We start from the raw sequence: 24,389 nt of genomic DNA on the forward strand, positions 1-24,389 counted from the left end.
CCCACTCCAGAGAGACAAAACGGGGGTATACCAGAGGACTATCCGCCGCCCGCGCAGCCCACACACTGTGCCACGCTTGGATCGTACGCCAATCTCTTTGCCGCGATTTCTTCGCCGCACTTCACGCAATAGCCCCACTCGTCTGCATCCAGCCGTTCCAGCGCTGCATCGATCCTGGCGCGCTCCGCTGCGCGGCGGCGCTCCTGTGCCTGTGCCATCGCCTGCTGCTGCATCGCGTCCATTCGCGAGAGGCGGCCGACGCTATCCTGTTGCAGGGTCACTGGCGCGCGGCCCTCTGCACTTATCCGGTCCTCCTCCGCCAGTTGGGCCTGACGCTTGAGCAAAGCCTCACGCGCTTCGCCCTCTGTCACGGCAGGCGCCAGTCGATAGTGCCGCGCCCGTTCGCTTCCAGAAATGCGTTTGCCTGACTGAACGGCTTCGATCCGAAGAATCCGGAATGCGCGGAAAGCGGGCTAGGATGCGGTGCGGTGAGGACGAGATGATGCGGACCGGAACCCAGTGCCTTTACCCGCCCCGCTTTCTTGCGCGCATGGCTGCCCCAGAGGATGAACACGGTCGGTTCGCCGCGCTCCGCCACCGCCTGCACCGCCGCATCGGTGATCGCATCCCAACCGCGCCCCGCATGGCTTCCTGCGCTCGCGGCCTCGACAGTCAACGTGTTGTTCAGCAGCAGCACACCCTGTCTTGCCCAAGATGTCAGATCGCCGGTTCGAGCTCGCTCGATACCGATGTCGCTCTCCATTTCCTTGAAAATGTTGACCAGCGAGGGCGGAACTTTCACGCCGTCCTTCACGGAAAAGGCGAGCCCGTGTGCCTGCCCCGGCCCGTGATACGGATCCTGTCCGAGGATTACGACGCGCGTTTCGTCCAGCGGCGTCAGGGCAAAGGCGGTAAGGCGCTCACCGCGCGGCGGAAACACCGTCTTGCCAGCGTCCTCTTGCGCACGCAGCCACCCGCCCAGCTTGCGTGCTTCGGCGGTCTGGAGCACCGGTTCAAGCGCAGGGCGCCAGCTTTCAGGGATATCGTCGTGGGCCATTCTCTGGCGCAGCTTAGACCGAGGACCGTCCGCCATGCCACTCGCCCCTTTCCCTCTATCCCCATGTGGCGTAGGGCAGGGACATATGGCCGTACATTTTCACGAAGAAGACCTGCCCGAAGGCGTCCTGCAAGGCACAGCGGCGCTCGCCGTGGATACCGAAACGATGGGCCTCATCACGCACCGTGACCGGCTGTGTGTGGTCCAGATCAGCGATGGGACCGGGGATGAGCATCTCGTGCGCTTTTCGCCGGGAAGCGATTACGAAGCGCCCAATCTGACCGCGCTGCTCGCCGACCAGAACCGGACGAAACTGTATCATTATGGCCGTTTCGATCTGGCCGCGATCCATTATTATCTGGGCGTGATGGCCGCGCCGGTGTTTTGCACCAAAATCGCGAGCAAGCTCGTGCGGACTTACACCGACAGGCATGGGCTCAAGAACCTGACGGACGAGTTGCTCGGAGAGAGCATTTCGAAGCAGCAGCAGAGTTCGGATTGGGGCGGCCCCGCCTTGAACGATGCGCAGCGCGAATATGCTGCATCCGATGTGCGCTTCCTGCACCGGCTGAGGGACGAGCTGACCACGCGGCTTGAGCGCGAGGGTCGAATGCATATCGCGCAGGCCTGTTTCGATTTCCTGCCGACCCGCGCCGAGCTCGACATTGCCGGCTGGGCCGAGCACGATATCTTCAACCATTCCTGAGGGATAAGGGTTTTCGGGTCCACCATGGTTCGCAAGCGCCGCATCGAAACGAGTGAAGCCAAGGAACTGCGCAGCAGGCGCCAGCGCTTCGCTGCGCCCGGCGGCTCGCATGACAAACTCGTCGGCTTTCTTGCGCGCGCACTCCCATTGGGCGTCGGCATACTCGCGGCGCTGATGATCATCACGCCGCTGAGCCCCCGCGGCGAAGTCAGTTTCCTGCTAGACCGGAACAAGGTCGCGGTGATCAATGAGCGCCTTAGCGTCGACAACGCCATGTACCGCGGTCGCGATAATGAAGGCAGGCCATTTTCGATCAGCGCCGGAGAGGCCGTGCAGAGGTCCAGCGCCGAAGGGCTGGTCCGCATGGATGAGCTCATCGCGCAGATGCTGCTGCAGGACGGCCCGGCCCGCATCAGCGCGCCTGGCGGAGTGTATGATATCAACGAGGAAATCGTCACCATAAACGGCGCAGTCCGTCTACAAGCGGCCGATGGCTATTCCATGGTGGCCCGCGGCGTCTCTGTCGATCTCGAAGAGCGCACGATGAGCGGCGATAACGGTGTCGAGGGCGAAGTTCCGGCCGGAAGCTTTTCGGCAGACACCATGCGCGCCGGTCTTGAGGCGCGCACCGTGACGCTGGACGGGAATGCCCGGCTACAAATGATCCCTGGCGAGTTGAGGATTCCATGAACGCGAAGATCAATATTGCGACCCGAAAAAAGCATCTTGGCAGTGTCGCCTTCGGCTGGATGGCGGGCGGCTTTGCGCTCACCGCAGCAATCGCGGGCGACATCGGACTGCAGGCGCAGGGGATCGCATCGCACAACACCAACGCACCGGTGACCTACGACGCTGGCTCGATCGAATTGCAGGATCGCCAGAACCGCGTGACGCTTTCGGGCGGCGTGATCGTGACGCAGGCAGGCCTGACCGTTCGATCCAATCGGATGCTGGTGAACTTCACCGATGATGGCTCGCTCGACATCCAGCGCATCACGGCGACAGGCGGAGTCACGGTTACGCGCGGAAACGAACGCGCCACGGGCGGCGTTGCGATTTACGATTTCAATCGCCGTATCATCACGATGGCGGGCGATGTCAGCTTGCGGCGCGGCTCCGATACCTTGAACGGCGGTCGGCTCGTCATCGACCTGCAGAGCGGCGTCTCGAGCGTCGATGGAAGAGCCTCCGGCGGGTCGGGCGCATCCGGTACTTCCGAAGGCCGCGTTACCGGATCGTTCTCCGTCCCGCAGGATTAGAAAAACCCGGGAAGGCCCTCTCCGCAGGACGATCAGTATGCGTTGTCGTGCGTGAGCACCCGAAGCGTCCTCACAATGATCTGAAAATCGCGCATCAGCGACCACCCAGCGATGTATTCGAGATCCGACTGCAACCTGTCGGTCAGGTCTTTCTCCTGTTCGGTCGCGCCGCGGTGGCCCCTCACCTGTGCAAGCCCGGTCAGGCCGGGTTTCAAGCAATGACGCTGCCAATAGAGCGCATGGATCTGCCAGAAATATTTGTCTTCCGCCTGGCTTTCCACGGCATGCGGACGTGGGCCGACAATCGACATCTCGCCGCGCAAGACATTGATCAGCTGAGGCAGCTCGTCGATGCTCGTGCGCCTGATAAGCGCGCCAATCCTCGTGACACGGTCATCGCGCCGGGCTGTCGAGCGGCCACCATTCGTGTCGAGCCCATCCATCCGCATCGAGCGGAACTTGAGCAGCTTGAACAGCTGATTGCCGCGCCCGGTTCGCTGCTGGACGAAAAGGACGGGACCGCCATCCGTCAGCTTGATACAGGCTGCAACGATCAGGAATAGCGGTGACAGCAGAATCAGTCCGCACGATGCGACCAGGACATCGAAGGCGCGTTTCGTGGCGCGCCCGCGGACGCTGAGAGGACCGGTCGAAACAACCAGTGTCGTGCGGTCGGGATCATCATATCGCTGTACACCCAGTGCGCCCAATTCTCGTGCCGGTTCGCTTACGATCTCGCCGTGGACGCCAGAGGATTTCAAGCGAAATGCCCACTGATTCCTGCGCTCCCTCGGGCAGCTTACGATGACCTTGTCCCTGTTGCGAAGCAACTTGCCGAGCCTGTCGAGCACATAGGGATCGTCGGCAGCCGGATCGATCTGGTATTCCCGCGCAGAAATCACGTCTGCCGTGGCAAGCGTGAAATCGGGACCGCCATCCTGGATAATGAGGAAATTGCGCGTTTTTCCGTTCCAGAACCTTTCGATCAGACGGATGATAAGCCACCGCGAGGCGACCAGCGCCATTGCAGTCAGCAGCAGCCCCAAAGTCACGCCGACGCGGGAAAACTGCGCTGTCGACTTGGTGTAGAACGCGACGAAACTGACGAACGCCGCCGACAGCATGAGCGAAGTCAGCGCCTGCCGTGCGGCGTAAGTCCATTCGGCTAGAGCGCGTGCGCCGTACGACCGGTTGTAAAGCGCAATCGTGAAATACAGCGGCAAGATGATCTGTGCGGCGATCAGCGACTGGTTCTGCCAGCGAAAACCTTCGTAAAGGAACGCTGCAGTGACAAACGAAAGATGCAAGATGACAGCATCCATCGCCATCATCGAGATGTAGATGCGAAAGCGCGTTTTCTCGAGTGAAGGGACAACCTTCACGTCGATCCCGTCGGTCTTCTTTGCCTCGAGGAGCGGACCCGTTATCTTATTCATGCGGTGCTCGTCCCGATAAACACCAATTAAGTGTTTTCCCTAAGTCCACTTTTACGCACAAAAGCGCGCGCATTGCGAGCGCAGGCAGCTGCTTCTCCTCAATAATTCATCGCTTCATCGCAAACCGCGCGATTTCGGCCAGATCCTGCGCGAGCAAAATTTCCGCCGACTGGCTGTTCGCAAGCAGGCTCCGGTGGAGACGAACCAGGCGCGGTATCAGCCGGTCGAGCTTCGAGCGATGCCAGCGAGCGAGTTGCTGGCGGATGTCGCGCTCCTCTTTCCAGAAGATGCCGAGCTGTGCCTTCTCACCCTTGCTGAGATTGTCGAACGAGCCTCTTGGGCCGAGCTTTGCGAGGATTTGCGCAAGTTGCGCCGCGCGCCGTTCCAGGGCGAGCAGGAGACCGACCGGGTTGAGGCCGAGCTCCCGCATCCGGCGAACTTCGGCAGAGAGCCGTTGGACTTCTCCGCCCATCACCGCGTTGACGACCGGCTGGAAACCGTCTTCCTCGGTCGCTGCGCCGATCTCGGCATAGTCCTCGACGCTGGCGGATTTGGGCGATTGCGGATCGGCATCGCAATACAGCGCAAGCTTGGTCACTTCCGACTGGGCCAGCCGCACATCAAGACCTGCGGCGCGGGCAATCCGTTCGGCCAGATCGCCGCCGAGCCTGAGGCCAGCTGCATCCGCCATGGCCCGCACCGACGCCGCGACGCTCATCATGTCGGGAGGGTAGAACATCGCCACAAGCGCGTCCTTGCGCTTGTCGAGCAGTTTCGCGGTGCGGGATTTATCGGTCGCCGATGTTGCGACGATCAGCACGGGCGCAGCGTCGCCGCCGCCAGCGTCACCGGTTTCGATCAAAGCCTTGACCGCATCATGTGCCTCGTCCCCGCTGGCCCGCACGAGGATGTGCCGTTTGTCGCCAAACAGCGATCCCGAGCGGGCCTCATCGCCCAGCATCGCGGGATCGCGCCTCAGATCGGCTCCGGCGATGTCGAACCGCTCTCCCGCATCGGGTATGGCGTCGACGACCTTTGCCGCTGCAGCCGAAGCGCCCGCTTCGTCAGGTCCGCAAAAGAAGAATATGCTGGCCTGCTCCGCACCGCGCGGAAGGCCCCTTGCAAAGTCTTTCTGCGTGGCCTTCATCGCCGCCTCACTGCGCGGCTGCCCCTTCGGCTTGGCTCCTGAGCGACAGCGCGATCCGGGTCGTCATCCGGTCCGCGATTTCCTTCGCCAGATCTTCGAGCGCCGTCTGCTCCGCTGCGATCGTCGCATATTCGCTCGACACAACATCGATACCGGCATCGAAGCCGTCGGTCGCATCGAGCAGTATTTCACCGGATGCCAGATCGACAAGCTGGTAACGCGCGCGCAGGATGCGGCGCTCCCGGCTGATCGTGTCATCGTTCAGAACACCGAGCGCCTGAAGTGAATCGTCGAGCCGGACATCGAGGCGGTAAGCGGGCGAGGCATCGCCCGCCGCGCCCAGCCTTTCGACGAGCGCATTGCGGACCAGCCAGCCGGCTCGGCCAGGAATGGCAGGCACATCGACCGCGGCAAGGCCCTGTGCGATGCCGGAACTGCTACCGCCCGCGTACATCGGCTGCAGTCCGCAGCCGGTCAGCGCCAGCAACGCAGCGCAAAGGCCCGTCAGGCGCATCATGTGACGATATTCACCAATCGGTCGGGCACGACGATAACCTTGCGAATGTCCGCTCCATCGATCGAACGCTGGACGTTCTCGCTCGCCAGCGCAAGCGCTTCGAGATCTTCCTTCGGCGCGCCCTTGGGCGCCGTGATGGTGTCGCGCAGCTTGCCCTTGTGCTGGATCGCGATCGTGACTTCATCCTCGACCAGCAAAGCCGGATCGTGCTCGGGCCAGGCAGCGTCCGCAATCAGGCCGCTTCCGCCGATCCTGGCGAAGGCTTCTTCGGCAAGGTGCGGCATCATCGGGCTGACGAGGTGCAGAACGGTGCGGATCGCGAAATTGCGGGCTTCGCTCGGTCCGGCCTTCTCTGCAGCGCCGGTCAATTCGTAGATGCGCGCAACCGCTTTGTTGAAACCGAGCGCCTCGATGTCATCGGCCACGGCGACGATGGCCTGGTGCGCTTTGCGCATCAGTGCTTTTTCGTCGCCTGTTCCCGCGCCCGCCGTATTCACATCGTAGCTGTCAAACAGGCGCCAAAGCCGCTGGACGAACCGTCCGCAGCCTTCGATGCCGCTCTCGGACCAGGGAAGGTCGCGTTCAGGCGGACTGTCGGACAGCATGAACCACCGCACCGCGTCCGCGCCATACTGGTCGATGATGTTGTCGGGATCGACGACGTTCTTCTTCGATTTCGACATTTTGACGACGCGCCCGGCAGTGACTGGGTGCCCATCTTCGATCGTCACCCAGTCTGCCCCGTTCTTCCGCACTTCGTCAGGCGACAGCCAGCTGCCATCGCCGAGCTTGTAAGTCTCGTGCGTGACCATGCCTTGCGTGAAGAGTGCGGCGAACGGCTCCTTCACGTCGAGCTTGCCAATAGAGCTGAGCGCGCGGGTCCAGAAGCGCGCATAGAGCAGGTGCAAAATCGCGTGCTCGATCCCGCCGATATAGTGTTCGACCGGCATCCACTTGGCGACTTCCTCTGCGTCGAACGGCGCACCCTCGGGCTGCGAGGCGAAACGCAGGAAGTACCACGAGGAATTCGTAAAGGTGTCGAGCGTATCGGTCTCACGCCGGGCCATCCCGCCACAGGTAGGGCAATCGACCTTGCTCCATGTCGGATGGCGCTCAAGCGGATTACCCGGAGTTTCGAAATCGACGTCTTCGGGAAGCGTAACCGGAAGCTGATCCTTGGGCACCGGCACCACGCCGCACGTGGCGCAGTGAATGAAGGGGATAGGGGTGCCCCAGTAACGCTGGCGCGAGACGCCCCAGTCGCGCAGTCGCCAGACGGTCTTGCCTTCACCCCAGCCCCCATCTTCGGCGCGGCCGATGACTGCGGCTTTGGCGTCTTCCACACTCATTCCGTCGAGGAAATCGGAATTGACGATCACTCCATCGCCAGGCTCGGCCTCGTCGCCCATCGGCGCGCCTGCTTCACCTGGGTCGCTGGCGACCACGCGCTGGATCGGCAGCGCGTATTTGGTCGCGAATTCGAAATCGCGCTGGTCGTGCCCCGGCACGCCCATGACCGCGCCGGTGCCATAATCCATCAGCACAAAATTCGCGATGAAGACCGGCATGGCTTCGCCGCTAAAGGGATGCGTAGCGGTGATGCCGGTACGGAAACCGAGCTTTTCCGCAGTTTCAAGCTCAGCTGCGGTCGTGCCTCCGCGTTTGCATTCCTCGATGAAGGGGCCCGCCAGAGGATCTTCGGCTGCGACGGCCTGCGCGATCGGATGATCGGCGGCGATGGCGCAGAAGCTGGCGCCGAAAATCGTGTCGGGGCGTGTCGTGTAAACGGCCAGTTTCTCGCCGTTGGAGAGGTCGAATGAAAACTCCAGACCCGATGACTTTCCGATCCAGTTCTCCTGCATCAGACGCACTTTTTCCGGCCAATCCTCCAGCTCACCCAGACCATCGAGCAGGTCTTCGGCGAAGTCGGTGATTTTGAGGAACCACTGATCGAGCTTGCGCTTCTCGACCTCCGCGCCCGAGCGCCAGCCCTTGCCATCGATCACCTGCTCGTTGGCGAGCACGGTCATGTCCACTGGGTCCCAGTTCACCTCGGACGATCGACGATAAACGAGCCCCGCCTGGTACATATCGAGGAACAGGGCCTGCTCATGGCCATAATATTCGGGATCGCAGGTCGCGAATTCGCGGGTCCAGTCCAGCGCGAAGCCAATCCGTTTGAGCTGCGCCTTCATCCCTTCGATATTCGCCCGGGTCCAGTTGCCGGGATGGACTTTCTTTTCCATCGCGGCGTTTTCCGCAGGCATTCCGAACGCGTCCCAGCCCATTGGGTGAAGCACTTCGCGGCCGCGCATCTTCTTGTAGCGCGCCAGCACATCGCCCATCGTATAGTTGCGCACATGGCCCATGTGGATGCGCCCGCTGGGATAAGGGAACATCTCGAGAATGAAGCTCTTGGGCTTGTCGCTGTCCGAATCGGCGACGAATGTGCCTGCCTCGTCCCACGCGCGCTGCCAGCGCCCGTCGGCGGACGACGGATCGAATCGATTATCTGTCATGTCGCACCGCTAATGCGAACGAGATCAGGAAGCGAGAGCCTTGCGCCGCAGGTCGCGCGCCTTGGTAAGGATGATGTCTTCCAGCTTCTGCACGGTCGCGGCCTGAACCGGCGCTTCCACCCAATTGCCGTTCTGGGAGACCTGGCGGCTTGCAGCGACGCGCAAGGCATCGGCGCGCAAGTCCTGGTCCAAGATGGTCACGGTGACCTTCACCCGCTCTTCGGGGTTTGACGGATTGGCATACCAATCGGTCGCGATGACGCCGCCCGCGCTATCGGTCGACGCGAGCGGAGCGAAGCTCACCGTCTCGAGCGCTGCCCGCCACAGAAACGCATTGACGCCGATCGTGTTGATCTGGGCCGATTGCAGTTCGGTCCTCGGACGATCCCGACCGCCGCAAGCTGCAAGGCTGGCGAGCGCGCCGCAGACCAGAACGGCCCGAGTCGTTTTCGAAATTGCGGTTTTGGCGCGTGTCACGGCAAGAAAATCCCTTTGTTTGTCTTCACAGGCTCTATAACCCGCACACCGCGCGCGGCAAGCTTTGTGCAGGACCAATTACCCACACCAATGCCCTGAAACCCGCGCTAACCAAGCCCTTGGGCGTCTTAAGCATTGCTGAATTGCTCGGCCGACCCAATGACCGTGTGTGCGCGTTGCAACACTCCTATCAATAAGAGTCGGAGGAATCGGGGAAAAGATTGCTAGGATCGTTTCCGTAGTTCTACGGTTAAGTCGTTGTAACTCGAATCAAAGCTCACTCAGCCAGCGTTAAGGCATGTGGTGGTTTAATTCGGATCTCGACCAGAGCACCCCGGTCACGATCGGGCAACAGGGATAGAAGCAAGCATGTCACGCGGTGTGAACAAGTCAGCGAAAGTGCAGCGCCAGCTGCCGCTGCTTGGCATGGCCGGTGCGCTGATGCTGGCTCTCCCAACGGCAAGTCTGGCCGTTGTTGGTCTGGGCCCGGATGGGTCTGCCGAGGACGCTTCGGCTTTCGATTTCTTCACCCCCGCGTCGGTTGATCCCGATCTTGCGGCACGCGTTGCTGGCAAGGCTCGCGAAAAGGGAATCCGGTTCACGCCGGCGCGCGCCAATCCCGCATTGAGCGGTAAGACGGTGACTGTCGCAATTCGCGTCGACGCCGATACTGCGCAGGCAATCTCGGTACGTTCGGCCATTAATTCTGCGCCTGGAGCAGGCCAGTCGATCGCATCGCTCAAATCCAGCAAGTTCAACCTGGGTACGGCGCGCGGCTATCAAAGCTTCGCTCGCGAGATCGAACTGCCCAGCAATGTTCGCAATCTGAGCATCCCCGACCTGACAGAGTTTGAGCCCGCCAAGCCTCAGGCCGTCGATAAGCCAAGCCGCCTTCAACCGCGGATCGAGCTTGAAGACAAAGCTGTCGCGGGTCGTTCGCCAAACACGCTCGATGCACTGGGGTCCCAGACTGTCGATGTGGGCGGCAGCTTCAGCCTTTCACCCAATCTCGATGTGACCGCCGGTGTCCGGTATTCGCAAGAGCGTGAGCGTCTCGATCCGCTGACCAATTCGGTGCAGGACAGTCAGGCGGTCTATGTCGGAACGCAGATTCGTTTCTGAGCGTAGCTTGCAGGCTTAGCCGCGTTAGACATTCGTATGTAAGACCCCGCTTCGGCGGGGTTTTTCTTTGCGTTCCGTAACGTCAGGTCTAGGGTTCATCCTAAACAACAGCTTGGGAGAATCTGCCATGAACCGTGTTGCCGTAGTCACCGGGGGGACGCGCGGAATCGGGCGCGCCGTTTGCGAGCAGCTCAAAGCCGATGGCTTCAATGTCGTCGCCAATTACGCCGGAAATGACAAAGCCGCACAGGAATGTGCCGAAGAATCAGGGATCAGCTGCTACAAATTCGACGTCGGCGATCACCAGGCGGTGTTGGAAGGGTGCCAGCAAATCCACGACGAAATCGGCCCCATCGAGGTCGTCGTCAACAATGCCGGGATCACGCGCGACGGCACGCTGACCAAGATGTCTTACGAGGATTGGCACGAGGTGATGCGCATCAATCTTGGCGGATGTTTCAACATGGCCAAGGCATGTTTTCCGGGAATGCGGGAGCGGGAATGGGGCCGCATCGTCAATATCGGGTCGATTAACGGACAGGCGGGCCAATACGGCCAAGTCAACTACGCGGCTGCCAAGTCGGGCATTCACGGCTTTACCAAAGCGCTCGCCCAGGAAGGCGCACGCTCTGGCGTGACGGTAAACGCAATCGCGCCCGGCTATATCGACACCGACATGGTCGCCGCCGTCCCGCAAGGCGTGCTGGACAAGATCATTGCGAAAATCCCGGTCGGCAGACTGGGTCAGGCGAGTGAGATCGCTCGCGGCGTCAGCTTCCTGTGTTCCGAGGAAGCGGGTTTCATCACGGGATCGACGATGAGCATTAATGGCGGTCAACACATGTATTGATGCGGTCGCGCCGAAAGGTCAGGCGCTTTCACCGATACCGTAAGCCTCCAGTCGGCGGGCAGCATTGGCGACATCACAAGACAGCGTGACGAGGTCGTGCGCCGTCCCGTCCGCGTCCTGCACCTGATCTTTCAGCAGCGCTTCACCGCGAAAACCCATCTCCTCGAACACGGTGATTGCGCCCTTCTGGTCGGCGGTCATCTGCGCGGTAAGCTTGCTCAGCCCCTTATCCAGCGCGATCCGGAATCCCTGCTGAACCAAATGCCTCCCCAGCCCGTGCTTGCGAGCGGTGTCAGCCACAAGAACTCGCAGATCGCCGACATGCGGCGACCAGCTGAGCGGATCGGTATAAAGCGCGACGCACCCGGCGATCTTGCCTTCCCGCTCGGCCAGCAGCGTACTGAATGCGCCGCTCTCCGTCGCTTCGATCCAGGCATCGACCACGCGCGGTTTCCGGATATCGCGGCGCAGGAACAGCAGGTCGTGATCGGGAAGGGAACCGGCAAAGGCCAGCACCGCGTCCTTATCGTCCGCCGTCATTTCACGCAGCGTGAAGTCCGCGCCGCGAAGAGTGATTGTATCGTTCATTTAGACAGACCTTTCGGCAAACCAGACGTCGAGGGCAGGCCACAGGTGACGGGCCGCATTGGGGCCGGCGATCAGGCTGATATGCCCGCCCTTCATCACAATCTCTTCCTTGTCCTTTGATCCGACATTGGCGATCAACGGCTTACTCGCTTCGTAAGGAACGATGTGGTCGTGCTGGGCAACCCCGTGAAACACCGGGATTGTGATATTGGCCAGATCGGCGACGCGCCCATCGACCTGCAGCGTGCCTTTCAGCAGCTGGTTGTCCCACATCAGTTTCTTGATCGTATCGCGGAAATATTCGCCGGCCAGCGGCAGCATATCGTTCGCCCAGCGATCCATCTTCCGGTGGAATTCGACGAAGTCATCGTTCCACATATTGTCCCACAGCATTCTGTTGCTCGCCGCGCGCCCGGACGGTCGCAGCATATCGAACGAGGTCTGCAACAATTCGGGCGAGACATTTCCGACATTATCGACCAGCCGGTCCACATCGAAATATTCGGGCTGTGCCATGTGAGCGAAGATCGTCATTTGGGAAAAATCGATCGGCGTCGTGAAACAGGCGAGGTTCTTGATCGGAGCTTCGGGATGCGAGGCGGCGTAGATGGTGGAGAGCACCCCGCCCATGCAATATCCCATCAGCGAGACCTCTTTTTCGCCCGACGCCTGCTGCACCTTGCGAATACACTCATCGAAGAACCGGCTGGCGTAGTCATCGAGGTTCAGCGTCTTCTCCTCCGGTCGCGGATAGTCCCAGTCCATCACGAAGACATCGTATCCCGCATTAAGCAGGAACCGCACGAAGCTGTGTTCCTCGGCAACATCGAAGACATAACCGCGGTTGGTTGTCGCCATCACCATCAGGATCGGTACGCGGTAGACCTCGTCAACCAGCGGTTTGTAATGATATAGGTTGAGCGTCCCGCGTTTGTGGATCGTGTCTTTCGGGGTCAGTCCGACCGGCGGCGCTGCGGAGGCAAAGTATTCGACCCCCTTGATGTTGCGCTGGATCGTGCGTTCGACCAGCGTCCGGACTGCACCGGCTGCGTCTGCTGTTTGCTCGGCCTCTTTCGCATCTGCCATCTGCGTCACTCCCGTTTCGCGGTTGGTGCCTTCTTGGCAGGCGGCTTGCGTGTTCGTTTGGGCCCCGTCGCGGGCTTGTCGTCTGGCGGAGCGAGCTTTTCCAATGCCGCCTCGATCCTTATCAAGCGGTCGTCGATCGTCATGAGGCGCTGTCCGATCGCGGTCACGTCCTCCCTGCTCGGCATGTTGAAGAATTCCAGATTCCGCGACATCTGATCGGCCATCTGCTTTTGCGCCTTGACGCCAAGCTCCGTCGCGGTGCCGCTCGCCTTGGCGAAAGCATCGGTGCCGAACACTGCTTTGGCCATTTCGTCGAACCGCGATTCGAGGTCGCCCATGGCTTTTCGCATCGCGTCCATCGGATCCATATCATTCGCCATGATTTCTCTCCCAAATCAGCGCGTTTCGCATCGATAGACCAAAGGAAGGACAAACGGCACTGTCAAAGAAGGGGCAAGGCGGAGAGCGGTTGCGCAGCGCAGGCTCGCGCTTTCCTACACGCGAGGTCCGGGTTAGGGGCGAGCGTGTTTATCCGTTTCCCCGCGCGCCGTTCGCTTGCTCCAAGCCCGGGATCCAACAGCCGGTTTCATGTTGGAAATGTGTCACCCATATCCAACAGACGATTTTCCATGAAAATCAGTGGGTTGCCGTGTTGGATACGCATGACACATTGCGTGATCTGTCATGCGTTCCCAACATCTGATAGCAAGCTGCGCCATGGCCACGCCGCTCTATCACCCGCCTGTCAAACGTTCGGTCGAGATTGCCGGCCACAAGACCTCGATCAGTCTCGAGCCGGTGTTCTGGGATATGCTCCGCCGCGCGGCAGAGGAGGATGGTATCCCGATCAACGCCCTGGTCGCGCAGATCGACGGGCAGCGCATCCGGGCCGAACTCGCACCGGGCCTCGCCAGCGCAATCCGCGTCTGGCTGGTCAGCAGGCTTGACAGCGATGGCTGAGATAACCGCATACCGCCCGGACCATTTTGGCGGTGTCGAGCGCTTGTGGCGCTCCGTCTTTCCCGGCGATCCTGCACGGAACCAGGCAGAACATGCGATACCGCAGAAGGTCGCGATGGAAGATGACCTGTTCTGGGTAGCGGAAAGCCCGTCCGGAGCAGTGATCGGATCGATCATGGCTGGCTGGGACGGCCATCGCGGATGGCTCTATGCGGTAGCAGTCGATCCATCGCAGCAGCGCAGCGGGGTCGGACGCGACCTCGTCCGCCATGCCCTGGCTGAGCTTCGCAAGCGAGGATGCGGCAAGGTCAATCTGCAAATCCGTGCGGGCAATGAAGCCGTCACAGCGTTCTACCGCGAGCTTGGCTTCGAAATCGAGCAGCGGACAAGCATGGGCCGCGAAATCTAGGCCAACGGCAAGGCCCTAATCATCGCCGACCCGCTCAATGTCGGCGCCGACCAGCTGAAGCTTTTCTTCGAGCCGTTCATATCCGCGATCGAGGTGGTAAATGCGCCGGACCTGTGTTTCACCTTCCGCAGCCAGCGCCGCGATGATCAGGCTCATCGAGGCGCGCAGGTCGGTCGCCATGACCTCCGCACCGGTCAAATCCACCGGCCCCTTGACGATGGCAGTGCGCCCTTCGGTTGCAATATCCGCGCCCATCCGCGTGAGCTCGGGCACGTGCATGAACCGGTTTTCGAAGATCGTTTCCTTGAGTACGCTGGTACCCTCCGCCTTGCACAGCAGGCTCATCAACTGGGCCTGCATGTCGGTGGCAAGACCGGGGAAAGGGGCGGTCGTGAGATCGACCGGCTTCAGTGCTCCATTGGCCTTGATCGAAATCCCCTTGGGATCTTCTTCCACTTCGACCCCGATATTGCGGAGCGCAGCGAGTGATGAGATCATGTCCGCTGCCTTTGCGCCTTCGAGCCGCACCTCACCGCCAGTGATTGCGGCTGCGCAGGCATAGGAACCCGCCTCGATCCGGTCCGGCATGACCTTGTAAGTTGCGCCGTTGAGCCGCTTTACGCCGTGAATGGTAAGGTCGGATGTGCCGATCCCCTCGATCTCGGCGCCCATCGCTACAAGCAGGTTGCACAGGTCGACGATCTCCGGTTCACGCGCCGCCCCGGTCAACCGGCTCGTACCGTTTGCCAGAACTGCCGCCATCAATGCATTCTCTGTCGCACCGACCGAGACGACCGGGAAATCGAAGTCGCCACCGGGCAGCCCGCCGTCGGGCGCGACCGCCTTCACATATCCCTGCGCCATTTCGATCGTGGCACCGAATGCCTCGAGCGCCTTCAGATGCAAGTCGATCGGACGGTTACCAATCGCGCAGCCCCCCGGCAGCGAAACCGTGGCTTCACCCGCGCGCGCGAGCAGCGGGCCGAGGACCAGAATCGATGCGCGCATTTTCCGCACCAGATCATAGGGGGCAACCGTCGAGGTGAGGCGCGACGCCTCGAACGTGACGACGCGCCCGAAATCTTCCGGGCGCTTGCCCTGAATGCTCACCGAAACGCCGAACTGCGTCAGCAGGTGCTGAAACCCGTCGATATCGGCAAGCCGCGGCAAATTGCGGAGCGTCAGCGGCTCTTCGGTGAGTATCGCGCAGGGTATCAGCGTCAGCGCCGCATTCTTCGCGCCTGAAATCGGAATGGTCCCTGAGAGGCGATTGCCTCCGCGAATGATGAGTTTGTCCATGGCGTGCCCTTACCCCTTTTGCAGGTGATCGCAAATGTCCCGGATTGGCACTGCAGTCCGCCCTGTCATACGAATGCAACCCTAACCCCCCAGTTGACGAGGCGATCCCGAAATCCCTAACCCCAGCATTATGACCAGCCACAAACCGATCAAGAAGGCCGTATTCCCCGTTGCAGGGCTCGGCACGCGCTTCCTCCCGGCGACCAAGGCTATCCCGAAGGAACTGCTCCCCATCGTGGACCGGCCGCTGATTCAGTATGCGGTCGACGAGGCACGCGAAGCCGGGATCGAGCAGATGATCTTCGTCACTGGCCGCGGCAAGACCGCAATCGTCGAACATTTCGACGTCGCTTACGAATTGGAAGACACGATGCGTGAGCGCGGCAAGAACATGGCCGTGCTAGAGCCGACGCGCGCGACGCCGGGCGACATCATCACGGTTCGCCAGCAGGTGCCGCTGGGCCTTGGCCATGCGATCTGGTGCGCACGCGCCATCGTCGGCGACGAGCCATTTGCCATCTTCCTTCCCGATGAATTGATGGTCGGAAGAGCGGGGGGCACCGGCTGTATGAAGCAAATGGTCGACGCGTATGAGAAAGTGGGCGGAAACCTCATCAGCGTGCTCGAAGTGCCGAGAGAGGAGGTTTCGAGCTATGGCGTGATAGCGCCAGGAGCAGAAAACGGCGCGCTTACAGAAGTGACCGGACTGGTTGAAAAACCGCCTGTTGACCAAGCGCCGTCCAACAAGATCGTGTCTGGCCGCTACATCCTGCAGCCAGAAGTGATGCGGACGCTGGAAACCCAGGGCAAAGGTGCGGGCGGAGAGATCCAACTGACCGATGCGATGGCGCGGATGATCGGTTCGCAGCCATTCCATGCCGTCACCTTTGACGGCAATCGCTACGATTGCGGGAGCAAGACCGGCTTTGTCGAAGCGACGTTGGCTCTGGCGCTCGAACGCCCCGATATGGGCGCAGAAGTACGCGCCATGGCCGAGCGCCTCCTGAAGTAGAAAACTCCGGACCGCCGCAATGACGGCCCGGAGCCCTCTGTATCATCCGTTGGTCCAGACGCGTTTATTGCGCAGCTTCGTCAGCCGGATCTTCTCCTTGCACACCCAGTCCTTTGGGCGCGGCCACATCGTTCTCGAATGCAAGTTCAGAAGTGCCTTGGTCGGTATCACCTGAAGGTTCCTGAGCCGCTGCTTGAACCAGCGTTCCGAGCGAAGAGCCGTCGAGGCCAAGCTCTTTCATCAAGCCATCCAATACCGGCGCCTGAGCGCGGTAGGCGAGCGCAGCCGATACGGCATCGCTGGCAAGATTGCCTGAGCCATTGCTGCCCCCTCCTCCAGCACCAGCGCCAGCACCATTGGATGCACGGCCATTGTTCGTAAGCCCGTCGACCTGCACGATCTTGATCGAATCGATCGCTTCCATCGGCTTCGCGCTTTCGCGGATGACCTCAGGCAGCACCTTCAGCAAGGCGAGCTTCGTCTGAAGGCTGATCTGGTCCATCGAGAGGATGTTGGCGGCTTCGTTGATCGCTTGCTGACCAGCGGCCTCGACTTCAAACCGCACACGCGCGGCTTCGGCACGAAGTTTTTCGGCCTCGGCTTCACCCTCGGCTTCGCGGCGGAGGGCCTCAGCACGATTGGATGCCGCATCGCGCTCAGCCTCCGCTTCGACCTTGACGCCGATCGCATCGCGCTCGGCCTGCTTGGCGGCTTCGATCAGTTCGATCTTTTTCTGACGTTCTGCGATTTCGCTTTCACGGGAGGTAGCGACCTGTTCTTCGGCAGCGACCGCCTTCGCGCGTGCGGCGTCGGCTTCCGCCTTGGCCTGGCTTTCCTCGCGCGATTTGTTCTGAACGGCGATTTGCTGTTCCTGACGGGCGATTTCAAGTGCCCGCTGCTGGTCGATGCGGGCCTCCTCGACAAGACGATCGGCTTCGATCTGCTGTGCGTCGACCTGTTTCTTCGCCTCGATCTTCGCTGCGTCGGCCTCGCGCTGGCGCTCGGCCTGTTCGCGGGCGATTTCGGACATCTGAGAGGCGCGCCGCACTTCGACTTCGCGTTCCTGCTGGAGCCGCGCATATTCGGTGTCACGCCCGATCTCGAAGCTCTTCTGGTCGGCTTCGAGGTTTTTCGATTCCATCTGGACCCGGGTGTCCTGCTCGATATCGTTACGCAGCTTCTTACGCGCTTCGATCTGCTCGGTGAGCTTGGTCAGACCCTCGGCATCGAATGCGTTGTTGGCGTTGAAATGTTCGATGCTGGTCTGGTCGAGCCCGGTCAGCGAGACCGATTCCAGTTCCAGCCCGTTCATCGCAAGGTCGTTCGAGGAGACCTGTTGCACCTTCTGCACGAAATCCGCGCGCTGTTCGTGCAGTTCGTTCATGCTCATGCCTGCCGCGACCGAGCGGAGCGCATCGACGAATTTACCCTCGACAAGATCTTTCAGCATTTCCGGCTGCATCGTGCGCTGGCCGAGCGTTTGCGCTGCCATGGCAATTGCGCCAGCATCAGGGCGCACGCGAACGTAAAATTCCGCCTTCACGTCAATCCGCAGCCGATCGAGCGTAATCAACGCCTCGGCGTCGCGGCGAATGACTGCCAGCACCAGCGTGTTCATGTTGACCGGCATCGTCTCGTGAAAGACCGGCAGCACCAGCGCGCCGCCATTCATCACGACTTTTTCCCCGCCCACACCGGTCCGCACAAAGGCGGTTTCCTTTGATGCACGTTTGTACAGGCTCGTGAGTACGACGAAGATTACCAGTACGACGATAAACGCCAGACCGATCCAGATTGCGACTTCGATTAAACTTTCCATTTTCCCTCCCGTTGGTGTGAAGCGCGGTCCATCCGGCAGATGCGAGGAGCCGGTCGCGCGTGAAGATGCCAGCCCTAATCGAGACCCAGAAGCGGGTTTTCATATTGAACTGCGTAGAACGTTTCGCCCTCCCGGCGAACCAGAAGGACGGTTTCGCCTTCGGTCAGCTCGGCTCCGGGATCGTGCGGTTCGACCATCACGAAATGCGGATGGCCGTGCATGTCGAGGACTTTCGACCGCGCCGGAGAACCGGGCCGAGCGGTGCCGACCTGGATCACCGCATCGCGCCGGACCAGGCTTCCCAAACCGACTGCGCTTGTTTCATCCGCTGGAAGAAACCGTTCGAGCGGACGCGCAACCATGCCATTGAGAGGAAATGCGGCCGCTCCCGCGCCTATTGCGGCGAGCAACATCGGCAGCGGGCTGCCGGTGGCGGCAATCGTCATTTGCTGGATCGCAACACCAGTGCCGGCAAAAAGGAACAACAGCATGGCGAACCAGATAAGGAACGGCACGCGGCCAATTCCGAACAGACTCAATGCGGTTGAGATGACGCCATTGGCATCAGCAGGGTTCAGTCCTTCTGCAGCATCAACGTTCATATCGGCATCAACATCGACACCGTCGAATAGGTCGCCCATACCAATGACCTGCGCGAGCGCGACGAAGATCAAAAGGATGATCGCAGCAGCAAAAGGCAAGTTGTGCGGTTCAAGCAATGTCATCGGATTTTTGTCGCAACGACTGGCGCCGCAGAGACCGCTGCGTTCGATTTCATTCTTTTATCCATGACTGTAGAACTAGCACATATTTCTTGAAAATAACAGGAAAATCGCTTGCAGAGTTCGATAAATACGCAAGACAATCGATAATTGCACGATCACGCTTGAATTGTTCTCGATCGTCCCCACATGAAAAGCCTATGCAGATGTGATCCGCAGCGGCAGAGACTTCAATCCGCCAACGAAAGTGCTGGTGGCCCGCTTCGCCTCGCCAGCCGGTTCAACTGTCTCTATCCGATCAAGCAGCGCTTCGAAGAGAAGCCGCATTTCCATACGCGCGAGATGTAGGCCGAGGCATTGATGCGCCCCCGCTCCGAATGCGAGATGACGATTGGGCGAACGGGCCGCATCGAACCGCCGCGGATTTTCGAATTGTGCCGGATCATGGTTGGCCGCGACGTAATTGATCATCATCCAGTCGCCCGCTTTGATCTGTTGCCCGCCGATTTCGACATCGTCAGCCGCCGTGCGCATGAAATGCTGCACCGGCGATGTCCAGCGAATGGCCTCCTCGACTATTCCGGGAAGCAGGGACCGATCCGCTTTCACACGAGCAAACTGTTCCGGATCGCTCGCGAGGGCCTGCATCGCCCCCGCAGTCGAAGCGCTAGTCGTGTCATGACCGGCGGTCGCCACGATGATGTAGTATCCGGCCATGTCGCGCGGAGGCAGCGGCTTGCCGTCGACTGTCGCATTCGCGATGACGCTCGCCACGTCGTCCGTCGGGTTCGCGCGGCGCTGCTCTGCCAGCGCGGCGAAGTAATCCTCGAAAGTCGTGACCGCGCCTGCCACCAGCTGGACGACCTGTTCGGGCGTCATATCGTCCATCCCCGTGCCCGAGAGATCGGCATCCTGTCCGCCGAACAGTTGCTGGGTTAGCATCTGCATGCGCGGCTCATCTTCGGGCGGAACTCCCAATATCTGCATGACCACGCGCAAAGGATAGGGGCCTGCAACCTCCTTCACGAAATCGAGCTCAGGCCCTCGCTCGATCATGCGGTCGGCGGTGCGATGAGCAAGCTCGCGAACCTCGCCTTCGATGCGGGCCAGGTTGCGCGGCATGAACCAGTCTTGCGTAAGTTTGCGATACTTTGGATGTATCGGTGCATCGAACACGACAAGCGAATCCACGAGCATGTTCGACCCGGTGGCCGCGCGGCTGAATTCGATCGCTTTGTTGAAGCTGAATACGACTGGTTTGGGGTTGTTCAGGAAGGCCGCATTGTCCTTGGATATGCGCATCACATCATCATACCGCGTGATCAGCCAGAACGGTTCGAACAACCCTTCCTCTTCGGGCACGATCTTGGCGACAGGGCTGTCCTCGCGGATTTTGTCGAAAGTATCGAGGAGCGTGTCCCATTCCGCATAGGCATGCGGGTCAATCACGCGCTTTGCGATGGGGGTGGGCAGGATGGCGGGATCGACCCCCATCAGGCGCTCGCGCCTTCGCTGGCCTTGGCCTCGTATTCGTCGCGCAGCTCACGCTTATACAGCTTGCCATTCGCCTCTCGCGGGAGATCGGGGCGGAAGTCGAAGAGCTTGGGCATCTTGATCCTGGCGAGTTGCGGCGCAAGGAAGTCTCGCAGCTCGCTTTCGAAAGCATCGCCCGCCGCGTCCATGTCGACAGGCTGCACCACTGCCACGACTTTTTCGCCGAGATCGGGATCTGGCGCGCCAATCACTGCTGCGTCCATCACCTTGTCATGCGTGACCAGCAGGTTCTCTATCTCCTGCGGGTAGATATTGACCCCGCCCGAGATAATCATGTGGCTCTTGCGGTCGGTCAGGAACAGGAAGCCATCCTCATCCAGATGACCAATATCCCCGAGCGTCATCCAGCCGTTCGGATGCATGGCCTCACGCGTTTTTTCCGGGTCGTTGTGATATGTCGGAAGCAGTGCGTTCTCGAAATAGATCAGCCCGTCCTGGCCGGCGGGCAGTTCCTCTCCTTCCGGGCCGCATACGTGCAGGGTGCCATAAATCGCCTTGCCGACGCTGCCGGGATGGGTGAGCCAGTCCTCGGACTTAACCATCGTCATGCCGATACTCTCGCTCCCGGCATAATATTCGTTCACGATCGGCCCCCACCATTCGATCATCCCGCGCTTGATCGGAACAGGGCAGGGAGCAGCGGCGTGAAGTGCGCGTTGATGGCTGCTTAGATCGTATCTTTCGCGAATTTCCGGATCGAGCTTCAGGAAACGTACGAAATGGGTCGGCACCCACTGGCTATCGGTGACCTTGTAATCCTGAATCGCCTTCAGCGCGGCTTCCGGTTCGAATTTTTCCATCACGACCACGGTCGCGCCCAGGCGGTGCGCGGTCGATGCCCAGCCGATTGGCGCGGCATGGTAGAGCGGCGCCGGTGAAAGGTAGACCATCGAGCCATCGGCAGGCATGCCTGCACCCATGATGGCGAGCCCCATGAGCGGGTTGGCTGCCTGAGGGTCAGGATCTTCGGGTGGGGCCGGGCGAATGCCTTTCGGTCTGCCGGTGGTACCGGAAGAATAGAGCATCACCATACCCGCGCTCTGATCCGCAATCGGATCGGTGCCGTTTGCGTTGAGGGCCGCAGTGAAGTCGCAGTCGTCGTCTGCATCCATGACCAGCATGGGAAGGTCGGGACATTCCGCGCGAACACCGGGCAATACCTCGTCGAAAGCAGTCGATGTGATGAGGAACTTGGCCTCGCTGTCGCGCAGGATGTATGCGATTTCGGGCGCGGTCAGGCGTGTGGAGATCGGCACAAGCATGGTGCCAGCACGCTGCGAGCCCCAGATTAGCGTAAAATACTCGATCCGATTCTCGAGCAGCACCGCGAACGCATCGCCGTTTCGGAGACCGCGCGCGCGGAGCAAATTGGCGAACCGGTTCGAACTGGCATCCATCTCGCCAAACGTTATCTGGTCGCCGCTACCCGCCATGATCACCGCCGGGTGGTCCGGGCGGGCCTCTGCGTGCGCAATCGGATGCAAGCTCATATCTATCTCCCAAGCGCGGGCCGATTGGGCCGGCGCAATTTTCTCTCATCAAGAAATCTAGCGGGAGGGCGGCGGCACTCAAGCGAAATCGCCGCCATGCGCTTTTCTGCCATCAATCGGCAGCGCAATAAAAAAGGCGGCGGGAAAACCCGCCGCCCATACTCGGACACCCTCTCCAATGTCCGACCCGCTTCCAGGCGGGTTATCAATATCGAGCGTTACTTGCCGCCCGCGCCGGTCAGCTCGCTCGAATTGGAGAGCGCCACCTGCGTTTCGGTCTCTACCATATAGGGAATCGGATTCACTGCAACCCCGTCAACACGGACTTCATAATGAAGGTGCGGCCCGGTTGAGCGTCCGGTCGAGCCGACATAGCCGATCACATCGCCTTTGCGCACCGTGTCACCCGCAGCGACCGCGAGCTTGGACATGTGCGCATAGCGGGTTTCAAGGTCCGCGCCGTGATCGATCGCGATATACAGCCCGTAGCTCGAAAACCAATCGGCGCGCTCGATGATGCCATCGGCGGTCGCGTAAATCGGCGTGCCGGTTGGCGCTGCCAGATCGATGCCCTTGTGCCGCGCACGCTTCCGCAGAACCGGATGGTTGCGCATACCATAGGCGCTGGTCATTTTCGCACCAGCCAGCGGCATGCGCGAAGGGATGGCCACGACTGGCTGTTCGGCCGGGCCGCCAGGGCCCGCAGTGTCGAGCGCGGTCCAGCTCGCGAACAGCTGGCGAAAACGCTGATCACCGGTCGTCAGGCTTTCCGTCTGCGCTTCGTCGATCGACTGAGTTACGTCCGCTGCGGCATTGGCAGAGGAGTTGGCCGCGGCCGGAGCGGCGGCGGCGAGAATCGCAGCGGCGCTCGAAACAACAACAGCTTTTGAAAGATAACGCTTGGAAAGCGTGAACATACTGACCCGTCCTTGTGCGGCTTAATGCCGCTATTTGAATGCGTTGTCGCAAAATTTTTGCAAGATCCGTGGAACCGTCCCGTGGCTCACAAGTTACAACACTGTGACTGCGCCCCAATGCGCCCTTCGTCTGGGAAGCAGTTATCGGGCTCAAAAGTTAAAGAGCAACTTCTTCGTAAAATTCGCGCGACAGACCGGCTGCAAGACGCGCTGAGTCGTTAAAAGGCGGCTTTAGCGCGCCTCGAAAATGTTCCCGGACCAGATCTTTCCACATCGAATCTGCTGGTTTCCCGGCCTTTTTGGCGCATTCAAGAAAATGCTTGGTCCCGAATCCGACATGGCGAATCTCGTCGTCAAGAATTCGTGAAAGAATTCTTGCGCCGGAATGATCGCCGGCCGCCGTTACCCTCTCAAGCGTTACGGGGGTAACATCGAGACCGCGGGCCTCAAGCACCATCGGAACCACGGCCAGGCGCGCGGCGACGTCGTGCCGGGTCGAATGCGCCGCCTCCCACAAACCGCCATGCGCCGGCAGCGCCCCGTAATCGCTCCCTAGGCTGCGCAGCTTGCGCGCCAGAAGTGCGAAATGCATTGCCTCGTCCGCCGCAACATACAGAAAATCCGAGACAAACTCCGTCCCCATAGCCTCACCGAACCGTCCGGCCATATCGAGTGCGAGATCGATCGCGACGAACTCTATGTGTGCAAGACTGTGCCACAAGGCGATCCGCGCCCGCTCCGAACCAAACTTCCCGCGCTTCGGCATATGGTTGGGCGCAAGCAGTTCCGGGCGTTCGGGCCGCGCCGGTTGATCCGGCATGTCGACGTCGAAGCGCCAGACCAGCTCGCCCTTGCGCCATCGCCGCGCGGTGCCGCGCGCAGCGAAGCATTTCGCGCGCGGATCGGCGGTCAGCAGTGCCGCGCGAATGGCAGTGGCTACGCTTTCCATCAACGATCGGGACTAGAGAGCCTTGGCCGCTTCGAGCACTTCTTCAGCGTGCCCTTTGACCTTTACCTTGTTCCAGACCTGAGCAATTTTTCCCTTGGTATCTACGAGATAAGTGGTCCGAACCATGCCCATATAGGTTTTCCCGTACATCTGCTTTTCTGTCCAGATACCGAGCGCGTCGGACAACCCACCCTTTTCCGCGTCGGTGGCGAGCGGCGTCTTCAAATCATGTTTGGCGATGAAGTTCTGGTGTTTTTTCGCGCTGTCCTTGCTCACACCGAGCAATTCGACGCCCGCTGCATCGAAGTCGCCTTTGAGCGCGGTGAAGTCCTTGGCTTCGGTCGTGCAACCGGGGGTATTGTCCTTGGGATAGAAGAACACGACCAGTTTCTTGCCCTTGAAATCGGATGGCTTGACGGTGCCGCCATCGGGCGTGTCCATTGCGATATCCGGCATCGCGTCACCGGCGGCGGGAAAATCAGTCATTGCTGCGC

General features: G+C 60.6%; 26 protein-coding genes. 8 read left to right on the forward strand and 18 right to left on the reverse strand.

Annotated features, from left to right (window positions below; genetic code table 11):
* Nucleotides 1–38: 38 nt before the first annotated feature.
* Nucleotides 39–371, reverse strand: a complete 333-nt coding sequence (locus tag KCG45_RS04245; protein WP_218315842.1) for a TraR/DksA family transcriptional regulator — start codon at nucleotides 369–371, stop codon at nucleotides 39–41.
* Nucleotides 368–1,057: a uracil-DNA glycosylase gene (gene ung / locus KCG45_RS04250; protein WP_218315843.1), complete on the reverse strand. Its 690-nt coding sequence runs from the start codon at nucleotides 1,055–1,057 to the stop codon at nucleotides 368–370. The genes KCG45_RS04245 and ung overlap by 4 nt, the downstream gene beginning before the upstream one ends.
* A gap of 85 nt (nucleotides 1,058–1,142) precedes the next feature.
* On the opposite strand from ung, the gene KCG45_RS04255 reads away from it, so the two are divergent.
* From KCG45_RS04255 to KCG45_RS04265, 3 genes are read left to right on the forward strand one after another with little or no spacing between them, the layout of a single operon-like run.
* Nucleotides 1,143–1,763, forward strand: a complete 621-nt coding sequence (locus tag KCG45_RS04255) for a ribonuclease D (RefSeq protein WP_218315844.1) — start codon at nucleotides 1,143–1,145, stop codon at nucleotides 1,761–1,763.
* A gap of 24 nt (nucleotides 1,764–1,787) precedes the next feature.
* Nucleotides 1,788–2,453, forward strand: coding sequence for an LPS export ABC transporter periplasmic protein LptC (lptC, locus tag KCG45_RS04260; protein ID WP_218315845.1), 666 nt, complete (start codon nucleotides 1,788–1,790; stop codon nucleotides 2,451–2,453).
* Nucleotides 2,450–3,022 (forward strand): LptA/OstA family protein, encoded by a 573-nt coding sequence (locus KCG45_RS04265; protein ID WP_439648901.1) that lies wholly within the window; start codon nucleotides 2,450–2,452, stop codon nucleotides 3,020–3,022. Before lptC ends, KCG45_RS04265 begins: the two co-directional genes overlap by 4 nt.
* Nucleotides 3,023–3,054: 32 nt before the next feature.
* Here KCG45_RS04265 and KCG45_RS04270 read toward each other — a convergent pair whose 3' ends face one another.
* From KCG45_RS04270 to KCG45_RS04290, 5 genes are all read right to left on the reverse strand, one after another.
* On the reverse strand, nucleotides 3,055–4,458 hold the full coding sequence (locus KCG45_RS04270) for a sugar transferase (RefSeq protein WP_218315846.1): 1,404 nt from the start codon (nucleotides 4,456–4,458) through the stop codon (nucleotides 3,055–3,057).
* A gap of 106 nt (nucleotides 4,459–4,564) precedes the next feature.
* Entirely contained in the window at nucleotides 4,565–5,605 is a 1,041-nt protein-coding gene (gene holA, locus KCG45_RS04275) for a DNA polymerase III subunit delta (protein ID WP_218315847.1), read from the reverse strand.
* Between the two features lie 7 nt (nucleotides 5,606–5,612).
* Nucleotides 5,613–6,119 (reverse strand): LPS assembly lipoprotein LptE, encoded by a 507-nt coding sequence (gene lptE, locus KCG45_RS04280; protein ID WP_218316433.1) that lies wholly within the window; start codon nucleotides 6,117–6,119, stop codon nucleotides 5,613–5,615.
* The gene (gene leuS / locus KCG45_RS04285) at nucleotides 6,119–8,641 is read right to left on the reverse strand and encodes a leucine--tRNA ligase (RefSeq protein WP_218315848.1); all 2,523 of its coding nucleotides are present in this window, start codon (nucleotides 8,639–8,641) and stop codon (nucleotides 6,119–6,121) included. Before leuS ends, lptE begins: the two co-directional genes overlap by 1 nt.
* A 24-nt stretch (nucleotides 8,642–8,665) precedes the next feature.
* Entirely contained in the window at nucleotides 8,666–9,118 is a 453-nt protein-coding gene (locus tag KCG45_RS04290) for a DUF3576 domain-containing protein (RefSeq protein ID WP_218315849.1), read from the reverse strand.
* Between the two features lie 369 nt (nucleotides 9,119–9,487).
* On the opposite strand from KCG45_RS04290, the gene KCG45_RS04295 reads away from it, so the two are divergent.
* Together KCG45_RS04295 and phbB are read left to right on the forward strand one after the other, a co-directional pair.
* A complete protein-coding gene (locus KCG45_RS04295; RefSeq protein WP_218315850.1) occupies nucleotides 9,488–10,240 on the forward strand; it encodes a hypothetical protein in 753 nt (250 codons plus the stop codon).
* Nucleotides 10,241–10,367: 127 nt separating this feature from the next.
* The gene (gene phbB / locus KCG45_RS04300) at nucleotides 10,368–11,090 is read left to right on the forward strand and encodes an acetoacetyl-CoA reductase (protein ID WP_218315851.1); all 723 of its coding nucleotides are present in this window, start codon (nucleotides 10,368–10,370) and stop codon (nucleotides 11,088–11,090) included.
* An 18-nt stretch (nucleotides 11,091–11,108) separates the two neighbouring features.
* Here phbB and KCG45_RS04305 read toward each other — a convergent pair whose 3' ends face one another.
* Genes KCG45_RS04305 through KCG45_RS04315 form a run of 3 tightly spaced genes read right to left on the reverse strand, consistent with a single transcriptional unit; the run spans nucleotide 11,109 to nucleotide 13,144 of the window.
* Complete coding sequence (locus KCG45_RS04305) at nucleotides 11,109–11,678, reverse strand: GNAT family N-acetyltransferase (protein ID WP_255547945.1); 570 nt, start codon at nucleotides 11,676–11,678, stop codon at nucleotides 11,109–11,111.
* Nucleotides 11,679–12,764 carry an alpha/beta fold hydrolase gene (locus KCG45_RS04310; RefSeq protein WP_218315852.1) on the reverse strand — a complete coding sequence of 362 codons (1,086 nt, stop codon included), beginning with the start codon at nucleotides 12,762–12,764 and terminating at the stop codon, nucleotides 11,679–11,681.
* Nucleotides 12,765–12,769: 5 nt separating this feature from the next.
* A complete protein-coding gene (locus KCG45_RS04315; RefSeq protein WP_218315853.1) occupies nucleotides 12,770–13,144 on the reverse strand; it encodes a hypothetical protein in 375 nt (124 codons plus the stop codon).
* A 337-nt stretch (nucleotides 13,145–13,481) separates the two neighbouring features.
* Between KCG45_RS04315 and KCG45_RS04320 the strand changes: the two genes are divergently transcribed.
* On the forward strand, nucleotides 13,482–13,724 hold the full coding sequence (locus KCG45_RS04320; protein WP_218315854.1) for a ribbon-helix-helix domain-containing protein: 243 nt from the start codon (nucleotides 13,482–13,484) through the stop codon (nucleotides 13,722–13,724).
* On the forward strand, nucleotides 13,717–14,133 hold the full coding sequence (locus KCG45_RS04325) for a GNAT family acetyltransferase (RefSeq protein WP_218315855.1): 417 nt from the start codon (nucleotides 13,717–13,719) through the stop codon (nucleotides 14,131–14,133). Before KCG45_RS04320 ends, KCG45_RS04325 begins: the two co-directional genes overlap by 8 nt.
* 15 nt (nucleotides 14,134–14,148) lie before the next feature.
* On the opposite strand, the gene murA is transcribed toward KCG45_RS04325, so the two are convergent.
* Nucleotides 14,149–15,432, reverse strand: a complete 1,284-nt coding sequence (gene murA / locus KCG45_RS04330) for a UDP-N-acetylglucosamine 1-carboxyvinyltransferase (RefSeq protein ID WP_218315856.1) — start codon at nucleotides 15,430–15,432, stop codon at nucleotides 14,149–14,151.
* Between the two features lie 130 nt (nucleotides 15,433–15,562).
* On the opposite strand from murA, the gene galU reads away from it, so the two are divergent.
* Entirely contained in the window at nucleotides 15,563–16,444 is an 882-nt protein-coding gene (gene galU / locus KCG45_RS04335; protein ID WP_218315857.1) for a UTP--glucose-1-phosphate uridylyltransferase GalU, read from the forward strand.
* Between the two features lie 64 nt (nucleotides 16,445–16,508).
* On the opposite strand, the gene KCG45_RS04340 is transcribed toward galU, so the two are convergent.
* The 7 genes from KCG45_RS04340 to KCG45_RS04370 all read right to left on the reverse strand — a co-directional run bounded on the left by KCG45_RS04340 (nucleotide 16,509) and on the right by KCG45_RS04370 (nucleotide 24,381).
* Nucleotides 16,509–18,263, reverse strand: a complete 1,755-nt coding sequence (locus tag KCG45_RS04340) for a flotillin family protein (protein ID WP_218315858.1) — start codon at nucleotides 18,261–18,263, stop codon at nucleotides 16,509–16,511.
* Nucleotides 18,264–18,337: 74 nt separating this feature from the next.
* Nucleotides 18,338–18,988, reverse strand: a complete 651-nt coding sequence (locus KCG45_RS04345; RefSeq protein WP_218315859.1) for an OB-fold-containig protein — start codon at nucleotides 18,986–18,988, stop codon at nucleotides 18,338–18,340.
* A gap of 195 nt (nucleotides 18,989–19,183) precedes the next feature.
* Nucleotides 19,184–20,479 (reverse strand): cytochrome P450, encoded by a 1,296-nt coding sequence (locus tag KCG45_RS04350; RefSeq protein WP_218315860.1) that lies wholly within the window; start codon nucleotides 20,477–20,479, stop codon nucleotides 19,184–19,186.
* The gene (locus tag KCG45_RS04355) at nucleotides 20,479–22,029 is read right to left on the reverse strand and encodes an acyl-CoA synthetase (RefSeq protein ID WP_218315861.1); all 1,551 of its coding nucleotides are present in this window, start codon (nucleotides 22,027–22,029) and stop codon (nucleotides 20,479–20,481) included. The genes KCG45_RS04350 and KCG45_RS04355 overlap by 1 nt, the downstream gene beginning before the upstream one ends.
* 218 nt (nucleotides 22,030–22,247) lie before the next feature.
* Nucleotides 22,248–22,946, reverse strand: coding sequence for a M23 family metallopeptidase (locus tag KCG45_RS04360; protein ID WP_218315862.1), 699 nt, complete (start codon nucleotides 22,944–22,946; stop codon nucleotides 22,248–22,250).
* Between the two features lie 157 nt (nucleotides 22,947–23,103).
* Nucleotides 23,104–23,895: a ferritin-like domain-containing protein gene (locus tag KCG45_RS04365; protein ID WP_218315863.1), complete on the reverse strand. Its 792-nt coding sequence runs from the start codon at nucleotides 23,893–23,895 to the stop codon at nucleotides 23,104–23,106.
* Nucleotides 23,896–23,907: 12 nt separating this feature from the next.
* Nucleotides 23,908–24,381: a peroxiredoxin gene (locus tag KCG45_RS04370; protein WP_218315864.1), complete on the reverse strand. Its 474-nt coding sequence runs from the start codon at nucleotides 24,379–24,381 to the stop codon at nucleotides 23,908–23,910.
* Nucleotides 24,382–24,389 lie beyond the last annotated feature (8 nt).

The organism is Erythrobacter ani, assembly GCF_019204025.1.
Classification (GTDB): domain Bacteria; phylum Pseudomonadota; class Alphaproteobacteria; order Sphingomonadales; family Sphingomonadaceae; genus Erythrobacter; species Erythrobacter ani.